Here is an 18,406-nt window from a genome sequence, read left to right as displayed (position 1 = left end):
ACCGAAGCTACGCCGAGGTCGCGAGTCCGGCTTCGCGGTCGAGGTCGTTCTCGTCCTCGGTCCGCTTCCGCAACACCATCTTCGCGACCAGATCGAAGATCGGCGTCGCTTCCTGCGGGAAGGTCACGCTCTGCTGATTCGCACTGTCGGCGATCATGAACTGCTGCTCCTCAAGAGTGACGGTTACTGCGACCGTTCACTCTAACGGCCGCGCGACGGTGACGGGGCGTATTCGGTGTTTTCGACCGGATTTCCCGCCGTCGCGGTGCTCACAGGTACTGGCTGAGGTCGTGGCCCTTCGGGTTCTTGACCCACTCGGTGCCGTCGGGCTTGGTGAACTTGCCGCTGATGGTGTCGAACTTGGTGCCCAGCGGAGGCAGGTCCGGCAACGGGACGTCCATCTTGCTGTCCATCAGCCGTTTGGCGATGTCCGGGGTGATCCCGGTGTACTGGGTGTTGATCTCGACATGGTCGCGGATGCCGCGTTCGAAGTCGTTGTTCGAGTGGGGGAACTTCACCTCGTCGCTGGGCTTGACCTTGAAGTCGATGCCGATGTCGGAGGCGTCCCGGTTCCCGAGGGCGGTCTTCAGGTCGACGTAGGTGTGCAGGCTCGATTCGAGCTTCTTGTAGTTCATGTTCGCGGTGTGGGTCAGCGGGATCATGTTGTCGGAGGTGCCCGGCCCGCCCATGTCGCCGTTCTCGAGGTGCCCGCGGATCCACTTCTCGTCGGCCCGCAGGTACTCGTTCCCGTCCGCGTCGGGCTTGTTCCTCTTGGTGTTCTCCAGGGTCTCCACGAGCTCGTCGCTCAGCTTGTTCTCCCCGTACACCGACCCGTCCGTGTCCACCTTGTTGTGGATGACGGAGTTCTTGTTCAAGTCGTCGACATCCGTGACCTGCTTGGGGTCCGGCTGGTTGATGAAGTCCTTCCCGCGCGTGGAGTTCTTGTCGTAGGTGGCCTTGACCTCTTCGGTGGTCCCCGCCTGGTTCTTGGTGCGGCCACCGCGGTTGGCGTTGTCGTTCTCGGTCCGCGGACGTTTCGCGCTGCCGCCGGTGTTGCCCGCGTTGTGCCCGGTCCCGGACGTGCCGGGGCCGTCGACGAACTTGCGTTTCTTGGGGCACCAGACCAGGCCGAGCGGATCCGAGCCCGAGGTCGGGTCGAGCGGATAGCCCGCCGGATCGGGTCCGGCGGGGAGACCGAGCGGATCCTGGCTGAGGTACCGCGCGGTGGCCGGGTCGAAGTAACGGTGCAGGTTGTAGTGCAGCCCGCTTTCCGCGTCGAGGTACTGGCCGGGGAACCGCAGCGGTGTGCCGGGGAACGGGGACCCGGGCAACGGCAGGCCCCACAGGGTCCAGCGGCCGGTCCAGTTCGGCACGCCCGCCGGGTCGAGCAGATCGGTCGGAGTGCCGATGGAGTCGGTCACGAAAGCCTGGAACCGCAAGGTTCCGGCACCTTGGTCGGTCTGGGTGACCGGTTCCTCGGTGTCCGGCCGCCGCTCCCAGGTGGTGACGGTGACGCCCGCCGGTCCGGTGTGCGCCTGCTCGATCAGTGCGTTGCCGTCCCAGACGAAGCGCACCTGTTCGAGGACCTGGCCGTCCCGGCCGATGAGTTCCTTCGCCGTGCGACGCCCGAGCGGGTCGTAGCGGTACCGCCAGCGGCGACCGTCCGGAGTGGTGAGACCGGTCAGCCGGTTGCGGGAATCCCAGTCGTACCGCCAGATCCGGTCGCCTTCGTGCCGGGCGGTGCGGCGACCGGTCACGTCGTGTTCGTAGCGGGCCGCCCCGGCGCCGGTGATCGTGTTGCGGTCATAGGTGCGCGGCCCGGCTTCGGGATGGGCGACGTTCGTGGCCCACTGCACGACCTTCCCGGCCTGGTCGTAGGCGATGTCCTCGCGGACGCTGTCGACCAGGTGGGTGGTGATCCGGCCGGCCGCGTCGCGTCCGAAGGACTCGCCTCCCATGGCGTCACGGATCGCGGTCAGGTCGCCGTCCGCCGACCGGGCGAACTCCCGGTGCCGCAGCACGGTGCCGGTCGCGTCGGTCAGGGTCTGGCCGACGATCCGGTCGTCGGCGTCGAACTGCTGGCCCAGCCGGGCACCTCCGTCGACGCGCCGGTCGATCGGACGGCCTTCGGTGTCGTAGGCGTATTCGACGAGGTGATCGGCGGTCGACAGCGCGCTCGGCCGTTCCTCCTTGTCGAAGGACCACACGCTGGTCGCGCCCGACGGGGTACGCCGGCTGATGGCGCCCTGCTCCGAGTCGTACTCGAAGACGACTTCCAGCCCGTCGGTGACGGTGCGCACCGTCCGGCCGTTCTCGTCCCGTTCGAACTCCACGACGGACTCACCGTCGTCGGCGCGGACCAGTTCACCGACCACGTCGTAGGCGTACGTCGTTTCCGAGTCTCCGGTACGGATCCGGACCAGGTTGCCGATCAGGTCGTAGTCGTACTCCGTGGCTCGCCCGGCAGGGTCGACCGAACGGACGAGCTGGCCCGCGACGTCGTAGGCGTACGTGGTCGCCCGGCCGTCGAAGTCGGTCTGCCGGACGAGGCGGCCCACCGGATCGTATTCATAGGTCCAGGTCAGCCCGGCGGGGTTGGTCACCGTGGCCGGTCGCAGTTCGGTGTCGTAGGCGTAGTGGGTGCGTCCGCCCGCCGAATCGACCTCCGCGGTCAGCATGTCGAACGGGCCGTACTCGCGCCGGGTCGTGCGGCCCGTCGGATCGACGTGCTCGATCTCGTTGCCTTCGCTGTCGTAGCGCCAGCTCTGGCGCTCGCTCAGCGAGCCGACCCGCCAGGCCCGAAGCCCTTCCACGGTCCAGCCGATCCGGGCCCGTCCCCTGCCGTGCGGCACCGAACGCGGCCTGCCGAACAGGTCGTGGTCCTCGGTACCTGCGTCGTCGGAGTCCGGGCCGGTGTCGATGGTGATCGAGCGGGAGACGCCGACCGGATCTTCCCGCGGATCCGGCCCCAGACCGTCCGGGTACGCCCGGTAACGGGTGTGGTCGCCTTCGTCGGCGATGAGTCCGTCGACCGCGCCGTTCTCGGACCGGTTCACCAGCACCAGACTGCCGTCGGGCCGGGTGACCTTCGAGATCTCGCCCTCGGCGTTGTAGTCGAACCGTGTGACGCGGCCGAGCGGGTCGGTCTTCGACAGCATCTTGCCCCGGTCGTCCCAGGTGAAGACCGTGGACGCGCCGAGCGGATCCGTCTCGCGCACCACGTGATGCGCGGCGTCGAGCTCGAAAACCGTGACGTGGCCAAGGGAATTGGTGTAGCGGGTCCGCCTGGGCTCGTATTCGAAGGTGCAGTCCAGGAAACCGCGGTCGCCGACGGTGCGCACACAGCGCCCGGCCGCGTCGTAGATGTAGCGGTACCAGATCCCGTTGCGGTCCTGCCATTCCGCCAGGCGACCGTGCTGGTCGTAGTCGAACCGCAGGGCCCGGCCGGAGGAGTTGATCACCTCGACGAGGTTTCCGGCGTCGTCGTAGCCGTAGCGCATGACGACCACGTTCTGGCCCTGCGACGGATCGGTCATCCGCAGCGCGTGGATCCGGCCGCGGGCGCGGTCGATCTCCAGCACTCGTCCGTCGGAATGCCGCCAGCGCACGCCCGCGCCGTCGCCGTCGTGGTCCACCTCGATCCGCGGGCCGTCCTCGCCGAGCTCGAACGCCGTCAGCGGCAGCACTCCCGCCGGGGCATGGGGCACCTGAGCGAAGCACAGCGTGATCCCGGAATCCCAGGTCAGCAGGCGGTAGACGCCGTCCTCGTCCACCATCAGCGCGCGCGAGGGCCCGGCGAGCGACTCCATCGGCAGCCCCGGCTGCGGCCGCGGGAACATCAGGACCGTGCCGTCGTCGGAGAAGAAATGGACGTGCTCGGCCGTGAACTCCAGCCGCAGATCGGCGGTCGACGCCCAGGACGGGCCGAAGCCGGTGCCCTCCCGGTAGCTCGACATGTGCGTGCGGCGGATCCGGATGGGCAAAGGGCCTGCCAGCGACAGGTCGTCCTGCACCATCACGACCTCGCCGGTGGCGATGTCGATCGGGTCGCCGCAGAGGTTCAGGTCGTCGGGCGCGGCGGACTTGTTCGGCGGGTTCTCGCCGCGACCGGGAGGCGGGCTCTTGGTTCCCCCGCCGGAACCACCGCCGGACCCCGAAGGAGTGACGTGATCGCCGTTGGGATTGGTGTTGCCGGATTTGTCCCCGCCGCCGGAACCGCCCTTGTCCCCACCGGTGTTGCCCTTGTCACCGGACGGGCCGTGATCACCCGAAGGGTTGGTGTGGTCCCCCGACGGACTGGTGTTTTCGTCCTTCGGGTTAGGTTTGGGCTTCGAATCGGGCGATTTGGTCTTGATGTCCTTGGGCTTGCCGGACGGCTTGACCGTCCCGCCCTTCAGGTTCTTCAACGCCTTCGCGGCGTCGTCGAACAGATCGCCCGCCTTCTTCAGCAGCGGGGCCAGCGCCTTGAGCGCCTTCACCAGCCTTGTGGTGAGCTGGGTGATCTTCGACGCGGTCTTGGCCACGGCGGCGACGACCTGCGGCACCACCCAGGCCAGCCCGATCCCGAGGGTGAACACCACCTGCAACGCCCACGAGATCAGGTGCCCGATGAGTTCGGCGATGATGTCCCGGACCAGCATCCGGACGGCGCCGACGACCTCCCCCGCCGTCTTCACGCCGCTTCCGGCGCCCTCGCTGCCCTTCTGCGCGCTCTCGATCAGCGTCGCCGTGTCCTTCGCCCGCGTCCGGTACGTGTCTGCCGCTTCGCCTGTCCAGCTGGCGAGGTCCTTGTCGACCAGATTGACCAGCTCGACCGAGACTTCCCCGAGCTCCTTGGCGATGTTGTTCCAGGTCTCCGCCTGCGCCGCGATCTCGTCCGCGTTGCCGGTGAGAGCGTTGAGGGCCTCTTTCAACGGGCCGACGTGCTCGATCAACCAGCCGACACCGGCCGCGAAGACCGCGCCGAACGGGTCCATGACCGCGGTCAGCGCGTCCAGGGCGGTCCCCACGGCGCCCATCGCGACGGATGCCCAGTCGCCGCTCTCGATCGCCGACTTCAGGTCGAGCGCGCCCTCCAGCAACGGGACGCCCGACACCGCGGTCGTCGAGTCCTTCACCGGTGCGACGAGGGGGTTGCTCATGACTTGATTCAAGCATGGAGCGATGGCCGGACGGCGTCACACCGCCCGGCCATCGGATGACACAGCTCAGCGGGCTGTCACCAGATGCGCACCTCGTACACCCGGACGGTGCCGGAGAAGCCCACACCCTGCCAGTAGCCGAGGGTCGACGTCTCGTACCGGCCGTTGCGTTCGTAGTTGACGGTCACCTTGTTGTTGCCCGAGAAGACGTTGTAGACACCGCCGATGTTCGTGCCGGTGACGCCGGCGTTCGCGAAGCACTTGTTGGTGCCCATCCCATTGCCGAACGAGATGTCCAGCTTCACGAAGTCGTCCCTGTTGCCGCAGGCGACCTCACCGATGGCGAAGGCGGGGCTCGCCGGAACCGCGACGAGCAGACCGAGGGCGGCCGCGCCGACGACCGAAAGCCTCTTGAGACTCTTTCGCATGGTGGCTGGATTTCCTTCCTCGCAAGGATGATCGCCCGTTCACTCACCGGGCACGAGGGAGCGTATCCACGCCGCGACGACGGAGACCGAAAAGTCCGCGACAGTGCCTGTTGTGCGCCCCGACACTGACCGAAAAGGCAGGAAAGTGCCGAGGGTCACTCGGACGGTGGACTCAGGAATCCTTTGTGGACAGCAGGCCGGGCCCGGCCTGCGCCGAGGGATTCTCCTGCTCGCGACGGGTGAGCACCAAGGGGGCGTCCTCGGTGACGGCCACCGTGTGCTCGGTGTGGGCCGTGCGTGAGCCGTCTGCCGAGCGGATGGTCCAGCCGTCGGGATCGAAGACGATCCGATCCGTCGTTCGGGCGAACCAGGGTTCGAGCGCGAGAGTGAGTCCCGGCTCGAGCTTCAGGCCGCGGCCCGCTTTGCCCTTGTTGGGAACGTGGAGTTCCTCGTGCATGGTGCGGCCGATGCCGTGGCCGCCGAATTCGGTGTTGACCGGGTAGCCGTACTCACGGGCGACCGCCCCGATGGCGGCCGAGATGTCGCCCAGCCGGTTGCCGGGGCGGGCCGCGTCGATCGCCGCCTCCAGCGCCTCCTCGGTGGCGCGGACGATCCGCAGGTCTTCTTCCGCGGCCGTCCCGACGATGACGGTGCGCGCCGAGTCGGCCGCCCAGCCGTCGATCTTCACCGCGATGTCCGCCTTGAGCACGTCACCGTCGCGGAGCGTGTAGTCGTGAGGCAGGCCGTGCAGGACGGCGTCGTTGACCGCCAGGCAGATGACGTTGCGGAACGGCCCCTTGCCGAAGGACGGCGCGTAGTCCCAGTAACACGACTCCGCACCGCGTCGTTCGATCATGCCGCGCACGTGGTGTTCCAGGTCCATGAGGTTGACGCCCACGTCGGCGAGCTTGCCGACCTCGGTGAGCACCTCGGCCACGAAACGCCCGGTCACGTGCATGCGCTCGATCTCGGCGGGCGTCTTCAGTTCGATCACGAAAACCTCGCGTCCAGGTTGGTATTATTATACCGGCACCGTAGCACGGCACGGTATAATAATACCAACCTGTGTAACCAGCGGCCTCGCGTGAAGGCGCCGGACCCAGCTTGGTCGGGGTGGTCGTGAGTGTTAAGTGTCGTTAGAACGACCCAAAACACTCACGACCCACTTGCCCCAAGCGCCTCCGCGCTCGGTCCCTCTACCTGGCCGTCTCCGCTCCCGGTACCCCTACCGGTCCGAGACGCAGTGCTCGACGGCGTCGAGCACGATCGTGCAGGCCAGCTCCATCTCCTCCTCGGTCACGGTGAGCGGGGGCATCAGGCGGATCACGCCGTCGTCGCGACCGCCGAGTTCGATGATCAGCCCTTGCCTCAGCGCGTACGCCTGGACGGCGCGGGCGTACCCGCTCGCCGGGCGGCCGTCGCGGGGATCGGCCAGCTCGATCCCCCACATCAGCCCGAGACCGCGGACCTCACGGACCCAGGGATGACCTCGCAGCACCCCGAGCCGTCTTTCGAGTTGCCGCCCGCGGTCCCGGACGTTGCCGAGCACGTCGTCGCGCCGGACGATGTGGACGGCCGCGGTCCCCGCCGCGAACGCGGCCTGGTTGCCCCGGAACGTGCCCGAGTGGGCACCGGGCGCCCAGCCGTCCAGCCGTTCGTCGTAGAAGATCACCGCCACCGGCAACCCCATCCCGCTCAACGCCTTCGAGGCGATGATCACGTCCGGCTCGATGTCGTACTGCTCGAACGCGAACCAGGTCCCGGTGCGGCCACAGCCGGTCTGCACCTCGTCGACGATGAGCGGGATGTCCAGCTCCGCGGTCAACGCGCGGACCCGCCGCACGAAATCGCGGTCCGCCGGGATGAGCCCGCCCTCGCCCTGCACCATCTCCAGGATCACGGCCGCGGGAAGGGGAATGCCGCCGTTGGGATCGCGCAACGACCGCTCCAGCAAGCCCACGCAGTTGGTCTCACAGGTGTCCCGTGAGAGCCCCAACGGACAGCGGGAGCAATAGGAGTACGGGAAGAAGTGCACCCCGGGCACCCCGTTGGCGATCGGCTGTTTCTGGGCGACGAGCCCGGTCAACGCCATCGCCGCGTGGCTCGACCCGTGGAACCCGCCCTGGAAGGTGACCAGGTCGCCGCGTCCGGTCGCGGTCTTGCAGAGCTTGATCGCGGCGTCCACGGCGTTGGCCCCGCCCGGACCGCAGAAGTGCATCTTCATCCGCGAGCGCATGTCCGGTGGCAGCATGGACAGCTGGGCGTCGACGAACTCGCGTTTGGCAGGCGTCGGGAAGTCCAGGCCGTGGGTGAGCACGTGCAGCTGGTCGGTGGCCGCCTGCACCAGCTCGGGATGGTTGTGCCCGAGCGACAGCACACCCGCGCCGGCGAGGAAGTCGATGAAGACGTTCCCGTCCATGTCCCGGATGTAGCTGCCCTCCCCGCCCGCGATCGCGATCGGCAGGTTGCGCGGGTAGGCCCGTGCGCTGGACTCCCACTGTCGCTGGTGTTCGAGGAACTCGGCCGAGCGCGGACCGGGCAGGTCGCCGTGGACCCGGGGCGCCGGTCTCGCGGTGTGGGTGTGGGTCATGGCAGCCTCCTAGCCGCGGTGATGACGTCCGTCGTGTCGAGCTCGACCGCCGGATTGGCCTGCCAGCGGGTTCGCGCCGGGGCCGCCGTGCCTTTCATCAGGAACGCGTCGGCCTCGACGATCGCCCCCTCCGCCATCGTCACTCCATAGTGGACGAAGCCACCGGTGCCGATCGTGCAGGCCGGGCCGATGTCGATGTGGTCGGATTTGAACGTGCCGTCCTCGAGCGAATGGGCTTGCAGGACGGTGTGCAGGTTGAGCGTGCAGTCGTCGCCGATGCTCACCAAGGACCGTTCCGGGATCGCACATCCGTCGTCGAAGACGCGGCGTCCCATCCGGACGCCGAGGCGGCGGTAAAGGAACGACTTGAACGGTGTCCCGTTGAACAACGCGAGGAAACGGGCCGGGCTGAGCTTCCAGTATCGCTCGTGCCGCCAGAACACCGGATCGTAGATCGAGCAGAACCGCGGTCGCAGCGCCCGGAAGCCCTGCACGGCGAGTTCGGCCAGGATGAAGAACGAAACCGTGAACAGCAGCGAGGCCACGATGCCGCCACCGACGGCGAGGGCACCGAACCGGTCGTGCGCGATACTGGCCGCCGCCCCGATGAGGGTGACACCGAACAGGTGGAGCCAGTGCACCAGCAGGTAGACGCCGATGGTGCCGATGTTGTGCCGGTTCTTCGCCCGCAGGCTCCGGCGCAGGCCCTCGCCCGTGCTGAGGTGCTCGAACCCGCTGTCGCGCCGGACGTTCCTCGGGATTTCGAACGCCGGTGACCCCAGAAGGCCGACGTTCTCCCGGACCGGCCCGTCCAGCGGGACCAGGACCTTGGTGGCCAAGAGGACGTTGCGCCCGACTCGCGCCTCCGGTGGGTAGGCGATCTCGTTGCCCAGGAAAGCCTCGGGCGCGATCGCGGTCCGGCGCAGCCTGAACGACGACGCGGAGAAGTCCGCGTTGAGCATCGACAGGCCGTCCGAGACCATCGTCCCGGTGCCGACGGTGCTGAGGAACGGTGTCTCGTGCTTGACCTCGACCCCGAAGTTGGAACCGGTCTGGCGGATCTTCGACAGGTCGTACCCCAGTGCGCGCAGGAAGTACACGATGTAGCTGCTGTCGCCGAACAGGTAGGTGTACGCGCGCAGGTTCGTCAGTCTCGCGATCAGCCGTTGGATCCCGAAATGCGCGCCGTACAGCGGATAGATCTTGCCCGGCCGGATGAACAGGTTGAGCAGTCGCGGGAACGTCACGACGAACGCCAGCCCGGCGAGCGTGCCACCGAAGTACAACAGTGCCGAACCGGCGATCTGGTCACGGTAGAAGGTCCAGCTGGTGAAGTCCGACGTCGCCGTGAACAGGCGGTCGACGACCAGTTCCGTACCACCCAGTGTCGCCGGAAGCGTCACCAGCAGCATGAGCAGCAGGCTGGACACGCAGAAGGCGAACGGCCGGAACCGGCTGCGCGCCACCGTTCCCAACGCCCGGTAATCCACTGTGGACAGCCGAGCGGGCGAGCCGTGCCAGGACTCACCGTCGGGCACGGTCTGCCCGGTGTTCAACGACGACGAGTGACCGAGTTGCGCGTCGTCGCCGATCGCGGTGTCGATGTCGAGCACGGTCATCTCACCGACGAACGCGTGGTCGCCCAAGGTGACCCTGCCGGTCTGGATCCAGCCTGCCCTGGCGCGATAGCAGGAGAAGAAGACGTCCTTCCGGACGACGGCTCCGGCTCCGACGCGGAGCAGATCCGTGCAGACCGGTGGATTCCTGGACAGGATCAAGGCGCCCTTGCCGATGTCCGCGCCGAGCGCCCGCAGGTACCAGGTGTACAGCGGGGTTCCGGTGAACAGCATCAGCGGGCTGAACCTGACCAGTGTCTTGACCGTCCAGAAGCGCAGATAGCCGAGGCTCCACAGTGGGATCTCCCCGGGTTTCCACCGTCCGACGATCGTCCACTTCGCCACGATCGGTACCACCGACAGAACGGCGAACGCGACGAGTCCGAAGCCGACCGCGCGCAGGTAGATGTCGACGAGTCCGGTCGTGGCGGTGATCCACGCGAAACCCTTGTCCAGGATCCAGCCCGAACCCGCGGCGTAGGCGAGGAAGACGACGAGCTGGAACAGTCCACAGAGGACGTAGGCGCCGGTGGACGCCCGGCGCGGTTCCTCGGCGAGGGCGACCGCGCCCCTGGGTGAGGCTGGAGCCAGTTCGGCCAGACCGCGGACGGTCGGATTGAGATACACGTCTTTCGCCGACAACGAGGCGACTTCGCCGCGTTCCCGTACCTGAGCACAGAACTTGGCCAGCAGCAGCGAGTCCGCGCCGTAGTCGTCGAAGAAGTGCCCCGTCGCCGAGATCCGCTCGATGCCGAGGACACGTCCGAAAGTCTCCGCCAGATGCCGTTCGGTCTCGGTGGCCGGCGCCACGTAGTCGACGTCACTCGCCGTTCTTCGCGGATTGGTCGGCGCCGGGAGGTTCTTGCGGTCCGCCTTGCCCGCCGGGGTCAGGGGGATGTGATCGAGCTGTTCGAGGTAGGCGGGCACCATGTAGCCCGGCAGCAACTCCCCCAGACGGCGACGTAGTTCTCTGGGATCGACGGACGCCCGGTCGCGGCGCAGGCTGTAGTAGGCGACCAGTTCGGTCGTACCCGCCTCCGGATGGTGGGTCTCGACCACCGCCTGGGCGATCCCGTCTATCTGCAACAGGACCGATTCGATCTCCGTGAGCTCGACACGGTAGCCGCGGATCTTCACCTGTGTGTCGGCGCGACCGTGGTACTCGATCTCACCGTCCGGGGTGATCCGGCCGAGGTCGCCGGTGCGGTAGATCCGGTGCGACGGGTTGTGCCCGATGTCGAGGAAGTCCGGGATGAACGCGCGCTCGGTCAGGTCCGCCCGGTTCAGGTAGCCCCCGGCGAGCCCGATCCCGGCGATCCCGATCTCCCCCAGTTCCCCAGCCGCCAGTGCTCTCGGCTCGTCCGGGTCGAGGATCACGACCGAATAGGTCGGCAAGGGCACCCCGATGGTCACCGGCCGGTCCGGTCTCAGCACCGACCACGTCGCGGTGACCGTCGCCTCGGTCGGACCGTAGACGTTGAGGAATCGCCGGTCCGGGTGGTACCAGCGACGGACGAGATCCTCCGGACACGCCTCACCGGACACCAGGAGGAACCGCAGCAACGGCAGGTCCTCGTCGAGGCTGGCCAGCAGGGTCGGGACGCAGCACAGCCCCGTGACCTCGTTGTCCCGCAGGAATTCGAGGAGCTCGTGCCCGACGAGGCTGGTGCCACCGGGTTTCGGTACAAGGGTCGCGCCGCACAGCAACGGGACCCAGATCTCCTCGACCGAGAAGTCGAACGCGATCGTCATCCCCTGGTAGACCCGGTCGGTTCCCTGGATTCCGTAGACGTCGGCGGCGACGAGGACGAAATTGCAGATCGCGGCGTGGTCGATCGTCACGCCCTTCGGCCGCCCGGTCGAGCCGGACGTGTAGACGATGTAACAGAGTTCGTCCGCCGGAATGCCCTTCTCCGCCGCACTGAGCCGATCACCCGGCAGGGCCGCGATCCGGTCCGCGTCCTCGTCGAGACAGAGCACGTCGACGCTGCCCGGCTCGAACCGGTCACGCAGACCGGAGATCGACACCACCAGCCGGACGCCGGCGTCGCGGACGATGTACGCCAGTCTGTCGTCGGGAAAGCCCGCGTCCAGCGGCACGTACGCCGCGTTGACCTTCAGCACGGCCAGCATCGCGACGTACGGATGAACAGGTTCGTCGAACAGCAGCCCGATCCGATCGCCGGGCAGCACCCCATGCGCTCGCAGGTGCCGGGCGAGGCGATTGGCCCGCTCGTCCAACCCGGCGAAGGTGAGCTTCGTTCCCCCGGCGTCCACCGCGAGGCGATCGCCCGAGCCGTCGGCCCGCAACCGGTCGCAGAGCCGCTCGTACAACTGCTCGAGCCGATCGCCGACGTGCCAGCGAACGCGCTGTTCGTGGCCGTCGCACGTCAGGACCAGGCCGTCGGTGGTGAACAGACCCGACGGCTGACCGTACGGGCTCATGTCCGGTCCTCCGCGAGGCCGAACGACTCGTGCAGGGCACGGACGGTCGTATCGACCGCGTCGACGGGAATCACCGCCGTGAGGCGAGACTGCGACGTCGTCATCGCCGGCACCGTGACCCGGTGGTCGGCGAGGACCCGTAGCAGCTCCGGTAGGAAGCCGGGTGGATCCAGCAGCGCGGTACCGACGACGGAAACCGAGCCGAGTTCCTCGAAAACCGTGGAACGGGCGTCCAGTTCCATCGCGAGTTCCGTGATCGGCTGTCCGAGCGGCTCCGAGCCGCGGACGGTGAAGCGCAGTTCGCCGGGATCGGGCCAGCTCAGGTTCTCCGGTTTCACGCCGCAACCGGCGAGCGTCGTGAGCACGCGGGCGTACTGGTCCGGGTTGTTCGCCGAGACCTCGACCCTGACCAGCCGCACGTCGCGTTCGTGTGCGATGCCGATGACGCGAGGAGTGCCTTCCAGCGACAGTTCTCCCGCCGTGACGACGGTGGAGGGACCGGGATCGGAGGAATGCGTCACCCGCACGGCCACCCCGTGACGGCGGGCGAGTTCGACGGATCTGGGATGCAGCACCCGGGCGCCGACTCCGGCGAGTTCCACCATGGCGTCGTAGGAGATCTCTTCTACGGGTTGGGTGTCCGGCACGATCCGAGGGTCGGCCGTGCGCACGCCGTGGACGTCCGTGCAGATCTCGCATTCGGGGCCGCCGAGTGCGGCCGCCAGCGCCACCGCGGTGGTGTCCGAGCCGCCTCTTCCCAGCGTCAGCAGCTCACCGTTGGCGTCACGCCCCTGGAAACCGGCGACCACGACGACCTGCGAGTCACGCAGCCGCGCGCTGATCTTCTCCGGATCGATCCGGACGATGGTTCCCGCCCCCGGTTCGCCGCTCACCTCGATCCCCGCCTGATCGCCGGACAACGAAACGGCATCGACACCGCGCTCGCCCAGCGCCATGGCCAGCACCGACGCGGAGACCTGTTCCCCAGTCGCCATCAACTGATCGAGTTCACGTGGAGACGGCGGCTCGGCGAACTCCCCGGCCAAAGCGATCAGCCGGTCGGTGGTGTCCCCCATGGCCGACACCACCAGGACCACCCGAGCCCCCGCCTCGACTAGCGAGGCCACCTCGGTGGCGACATCACCCACCATCCGGGGTGTCGCCAGCGATGATCCACCGTATTTCCGTACGACCAGCCTTCCGTTTTGTACCTTTCGTAAAGGCGGGTCCAAGCTGACTTCAAGATCTTGGGTCGAATTCACCATTTTCCTTAATAGAACGCCGTTATGGCTGGGTTTACATTTGGACAGCCACCCCGAATAAGCCCGCCGCGAATACGGGCATTCACGGGTTGTACTGCTGCGAGCGGGCCAAGCGCGTCGCGCAGTCGGGATGACAGCATTGGAAAGTAGTGCGAGAAACTTTGAACGGGTACCTCCATCCGTACGAAAGGTCAATCATGGGGTTCGCACGACATAAGTCGACGACAATGCGCAAGGGCATACGTACGAACAGCCCACTTCGATGGAATTAGGGCAGACGAATGAAGTATTCGGATTCACTTCGAAATTCGAGAAAACAGCACATCGGCAAGACGGAACGAATTTAACCACCCATCGGAAGTTACGAGATCCTTTTACCTCTCCACCAGCCGGGAGAAACCCGTCAAAGGGGCCATGCCGCCCTCGGCGGACGAAACCCAGCATTTTCCCGCCGTTCAGAGTCGGGCCACCCCGGACGCCGACGCCGTTCAGGAACAGGACACAAGGCATCTTCGGGTGAGTGAATCCCATAATGCGGGTCGAGTTGCGCCCGCCGCCACTGTTTGCACTCCCCGCCGGATGCCGTCGAACCGGATGGGAACGCGCCACCGATCGGGATGGATTGTTGTTCAAGTCCGCCCGGTCGGTGTCTCGCGAACCACATCGGAAACCGGTTCGGCACTCACAAACTCCACCAATGGGATTTATCGCAGGATACGCCGCCGAAGAACCGATCCACCCCTAACGCAATGGGTTTCCGACGCCCCCGTCGCACGGTGCTCCTTTCTCGACCGACTGCGGACCTGCCCGATAAACATCGACGAATCGCGCGATCCGCGGGTCCGCCGGATCGTCCACGGCGAGTTGCCTGCCCCACGCTGTCGCCACCACGGTGGCGGGCAAGCCGGGGTACGGACTGAGCAAAGCGTGGTGTTTTCCTTTGATCAGCCCGCTGAGCATGTCCACCTGCCAGGCAGGCAGATCGGGGCGATAGGTGAGCCAGACCGCACCGTGTTCGAGCGAATGCACCGCGTTCTCGTCGCGCAGCGGCTCGGCGTACACGCCGCAGTTCTGCAACGCCGGATCGTGCGGGCCGCCCGCGGGCGGGATCCGGTCGTACGTGACGGGGTCCGTGGTGTGGCCGCGCTCGGGGATGTCGAACCGCTCGACGCCGGCGATCTCCGGCTCACGCTCTCCGGTGAGCCTGGTGAACCCGACCAGGTCGGCCGCCAGGATCGCGAGGGTCGCGGCCAGGATGAACACCCGGACGACGCCACGCCGCCTCGGCACGGGGTCCAGTGCGAATTCGTCCGCCGCTCGGTGCATCAGGCTGTCTGTCCTTTGTGGAGTGGTTCGGCTTCCCAGCTCGTCGCCAGTTCCCGATATCGGCTGTTGACGGCGAGCAGGCTCGAATGCGTCCCGTCCGCCACCTGTCCGGCGTCGACGAGCAGGACCCGGTCGGCGCGCCAGGCACTGCTGATCCGGTGGGCGATCACGACGAGCGTGCCGCCGCGGCGGGCGAAGGCCGTCTCCGCGCGCTGTTCGGCCGCCGGATCCAGATGGCAGGTCGCTTCGTCGAGGATCACCACCGGCGCGGGGGAAAGATGAGTGCGGGCGAGCGTGATGAGCTGCCGCTCGCCCGCCGAAAGCCCCGCACCGCCTGGAGGTAGCTCTCGGTCGAGTTCAAGCTCGTCCAGACCGAAAAGCCGTGCGGTGCGGAGCAGGTCCTTGTCGGGGGTACCCGGCGCCAGGTAGGCGAGGTTCTCCCGGACGGTTCCAGCGAAGACGTAGGCCTCCTGCGGGACGAGGGCGACCGAACGGCCACCACGGATCGAGCCGGCGGTCGGCGTCCGCAGCCCGCAAAGAAGTGAGGCCAGGGTGGATTTCCCGGCCCCGCTGGGGCCGACGACGGCGACGTGCTGCCCGTACGGGATGTCCAGGCTGACGTCGTCGAGCACCGGGTCGGCCGTCGCGGAGTAGGCGTAAGAGACGTGGCGCAGGCTGATGTTCCGGGAACCACGCACCGGCCTGGCGGACTCGGTTTTCCCGGTCCCCTCGGCGACCTCGCCGAGCCTGGCCATCGTCCCGATCAGGTCCAGCAGCCAGCCCGCACCGCCGTGGACGAGGAACTTGACCGCCGGACCGAGCCCGAACATCACGTAGTACACGGCGGCGACGAGATCGCCCGACGACAGCCTGCCCTCCGAGATCAAGACCGGCGCGAGGACCAGGAGGGACAGTAACCCGAGGTCGACACCGAGGCTCACGGTGAGGGAACGCAGCACCCCGACCCTGGCGTACCTGACGGCCGCGTGCCGTGACGCCTCGGCACCTTCGCGCACCTGCCGGGTCGCCGTCGGTTCGGCCGCGAAGGCGACGATGTCCCGGCGTGCGGTGAACACCTTGGTGGCGTCGTCGGCGAGGTGTTCCTCGATCAGGATCGCCTTCCGCTGCCATTTCCAGGCGAACCGCACCAGCCATCGATACACGGCGGCGGCCGCGAGCAGTCCCGGAAGCAGCACCAGGGCCGCGACCGGGACGACGGCGGCGAGCCCGGTGAACGCGCCGATCGCGACGGAAACGGTGGTGTGCACGTTGCGCAGCACCGTCGCGACCAGGCGTCGGACCGACTCGGTCTCGTCGGTGGCCTGCCGAACGGCGGCCCCGGGTTCGGTGCTCTCCCCCGCCAACGCGCGGTCGAGGCCCGCCGCGGTGATCATGGTGACCAGCCGGTCCCGGAGCGGCTCGACGATCCGGGCCAGCGGGCGGAACAACGCCCTGGTCAGCACCGCGCCCGCCAGCTGGATCTGGACCAGCAACGCCAGCCACCACAGCCCGGTCTCGGCCTGCCGTACGAAGAAGCCGTCGTCCAAGGCCCGCGCGATCAGAATTCCGGAGGTCGCCGTCGGCACGGACAGCAGCAAGGCCAATCCCGCGACGGCGAACAGGGAACGCTGGTACGGCGCGATCTCCGTAAGCAGGAGCCGTACTCCGTCGCGCGCCTTCACGGCTCCCCCTGGGCGAACAACTCGCGATAGCCTTTGTCCCGCCACAATTCGTGATGCGGCGCGAGAGCGCGCAGCCCACCCTCGTCGAGCCACGCGACGAGATCCGAACCGGCCGCGGTGACCACGCGGTGCGCGACCACCAGCGCCGTCCGCGATCGCCACGCCGACCCGATCGCGCGGGTGATCTCGGCCGCGGTCGCGGTGTCCACATTGGACAGCGCGTCGTCGAGGACCAGCACGCGCGCGGGCCTGGCGAGCGCCCTCGCCAGGCCGAGTCGCTGGATCTCGCCGCCGGACAACGGAAGATGATCGGCCGAGGTACCGTAGCCGTCCGGAAGCCGCCGGACGAACAGGTCGGCTCGCGCCTGTCCGGCCGCCCGCGCGACAGCGGACCCGGACAGTGGCGCCGTCGCGGCGATCGCGTCGCCGATCGTGACGCCGAACAGCGAAGGTTCGTCGAAGGCATAGGCGACCTCACGTCGCAGCGACGAAGGCTCCGCGTCACGGACGTCGACGCCGTCCAGCAGCACCCGTCCCGACTCGATGTCGGACAACCTTCCGACCGCTCCCACCAGCGACGATTTACCCGAACCCGATCGGCCGACGAGGGCGACGTGCGTTCCGGCCGGAACCGTGAACGTCACCCCGCGCAGCGGCCCGACGCCGACATCTTCGAAGCGGATCTCGCCGTCGCCTGCCGGGATGGCCCGCGGCCTGACCGGAACCGGCGTGGTCGGCGCGTCGTGGACTTCCAGCAGGCGACGGGAGTTCGCCGCGCTGTAGACCATGCCGACCAGCGCGTCCACCTGTTCCAGCAGGCCGAGTGCGAGCCGGCTGTAGAAGAGCGCGGCGAGGACTTCGCCGCCGCCGAGCCGTCCGGACATCACGCCGAAACCCGCGACGGACAGCAGCGCCACCTCCTGGATCGGCATGAGCAGCCCCATCCGCCAGCCGATCTCCCGCTGTGACCGCCAGGCGTCGAGGCCCGCGCTCCGCAGGTCCGTCAGCGGACCGAGGATCCGGCGCAGCTCACGATCGCGGGTCCGACCGGCGCGAATGGTCCGTACCCCCGCGTGCGCGTCGACGAGCAGGGCGGCCAGCCTGCCACGCGCGGTCCGGTACCGGGTCTCGGCGTCGCCCACCCGACGCAGGAACACCCGCACCGCGAACCAGCTGACGAGGAGTTCGGCCCCGACGAGCCCGGTGAGCCACGGGTCGAGGAACCACAACGCGACCATCGCGACCACTGATCCGGCCGCGGTGATCAGCACGCCGATCGCACCGAATCCGAGCTGCGCGGGAGCGTTCGCATCACTGGAGAACCGCGTCAGCAGGTCGCCGGGAGAGAAGTCCCGCTGCCGGACCGGCAACCGCAGCGTCTTCTCCAGCAGGTCCCGGCGGTGACGCGCGGTGGTCTCCTCCATCCCCCGCACCGTCACCTGACCCGCGACGACCGACGCCACGAGGCCGATGCCGAGCACCGCCGCCAGAGTGATCAGCGGCCCGGTCGCCACCCCCCGGCCCGACATGCTCGCGACCACGTCCGCCAGCGACGGCGGCACCAGGAGTTCGCAGGCCAGCGCCACCGCGGCACCGGCGACCGCGAACACCGTCAGTACCGGCCGCCGCCTGAGCAGATCGCGCAGCACGACTCTGCGTACGGACGTCATGGTCGGGGTTCCCCTCATCATGGAAAACCCGCCGGAGGCGGAGTCGTGGTCACGCCTCCGGCGAGTTCGTCTGCCATCTGGATCAGCTGTCCTTGATCGGCAGGGTCGGCTGCTTGATGCAGGTCGCACCACACGACTGGCTGCCGCACGTGAAGCTGCAGCAGCCCGCGGCGTAGTCCATGTAGGACGGACCTGTTCCCGGCTCGGGGAGCGCCTGCAGCGCCTCGACGTTGGGAATGGCCATTT

At 67.9% G+C, this 18,406-nt stretch carries 11 protein-coding genes; all 11 read right to left on the bottom strand.

Annotated elements, in window-relative coordinates; translation table 11 throughout:
* Positions 1-7 precede the first annotated feature (7 nt).
* Complete coding sequence (locus B0293_RS43795) at positions 8-157, bottom strand: hypothetical protein (protein WP_005159959.1); 150 nt, start codon at positions 155-157, stop codon at positions 8-10.
* Positions 158-269: 112 nt separating this feature from the next.
* Positions 270-5,141 carry a DUF6531 domain-containing protein gene (locus tag B0293_RS30825; protein ID WP_005159958.1) on the bottom strand — a complete coding sequence of 1,624 codons (4,872 nt, stop codon included), beginning with the start codon at positions 5,139-5,141 and terminating at the stop codon, positions 270-272.
* A gap of 77 nt (positions 5,142-5,218) precedes the next feature.
* Positions 5,219-5,569 (bottom strand): beta/gamma crystallin domain-containing protein, encoded by a 351-nt coding sequence (locus B0293_RS30820; RefSeq protein WP_005159955.1) that lies wholly within the window; start codon positions 5,567-5,569, stop codon positions 5,219-5,221.
* 172 nt (positions 5,570-5,741) lie between these two features.
* A complete protein-coding gene (gene map / locus B0293_RS30815) occupies positions 5,742-6,563 on the bottom strand; it encodes a type I methionyl aminopeptidase (RefSeq protein WP_005159952.1) in 822 nt (273 codons plus the stop codon).
* 231 nt (positions 6,564-6,794) lie between these two features.
* Positions 6,795-8,159 carry a diaminobutyrate--2-oxoglutarate transaminase family protein gene (locus B0293_RS30810; RefSeq protein WP_039918749.1) on the bottom strand — a complete coding sequence of 455 codons (1,365 nt, stop codon included), beginning with the start codon at positions 8,157-8,159 and terminating at the stop codon, positions 6,795-6,797.
* Positions 8,156-12,220, bottom strand: a complete 4,065-nt coding sequence (locus B0293_RS30805) for a Pls/PosA family non-ribosomal peptide synthetase (RefSeq protein ID WP_005159949.1) — start codon at positions 12,218-12,220, stop codon at positions 8,156-8,158. Before B0293_RS30805 ends, B0293_RS30810 begins: the two co-directional genes overlap by 4 nt.
* Positions 12,217-13,485: an aspartate kinase gene (locus B0293_RS30800; RefSeq protein WP_280620676.1), complete on the bottom strand. Its 1,269-nt coding sequence runs from the start codon at positions 13,483-13,485 to the stop codon at positions 12,217-12,219. Before B0293_RS30800 ends, B0293_RS30805 begins: the two co-directional genes overlap by 4 nt.
* Positions 13,486-14,223: 738 nt before the next feature.
* Positions 14,224-14,808 (bottom strand): DUF3105 domain-containing protein, encoded by a 585-nt coding sequence (locus B0293_RS30795; protein ID WP_005159943.1) that lies wholly within the window; start codon positions 14,806-14,808, stop codon positions 14,224-14,226.
* Positions 14,808-16,490 carry an ABC transporter ATP-binding protein gene (locus tag B0293_RS30790; protein ID WP_005159940.1) on the bottom strand — a complete coding sequence of 561 codons (1,683 nt, stop codon included), beginning with the start codon at positions 16,488-16,490 and terminating at the stop codon, positions 14,808-14,810. The genes B0293_RS30795 and B0293_RS30790 overlap by 1 nt, the downstream gene beginning before the upstream one ends.
* Entirely contained in the window at positions 16,487-18,160 is a 1,674-nt protein-coding gene (locus B0293_RS30785) for an ABC transporter ATP-binding protein (RefSeq protein WP_005159936.1), read from the bottom strand. Before B0293_RS30785 ends, B0293_RS30790 begins: the two co-directional genes overlap by 4 nt.
* An 82-nt stretch (positions 18,161-18,242) precedes the next feature.
* Positions 18,243-18,404: a listeriolysin S family TOMM bacteriocin gene (locus tag B0293_RS43255; RefSeq protein WP_005159933.1), complete on the bottom strand. Its 162-nt coding sequence runs from the start codon at positions 18,402-18,404 to the stop codon at positions 18,243-18,245.
* Between the last annotated feature and the right edge of the window lie 2 nt (positions 18,405-18,406).

The sequence above is a fragment of the Amycolatopsis azurea DSM 43854 genome (assembly GCF_001995215.1).
Lineage (GTDB): Bacteria > Actinomycetota > Actinomycetes > Mycobacteriales > Pseudonocardiaceae > Amycolatopsis > Amycolatopsis azurea.
Note: the sequence above shows the minus strand (reverse complement) of the source record. Positions and strands in the feature narration are given on the sequence as shown.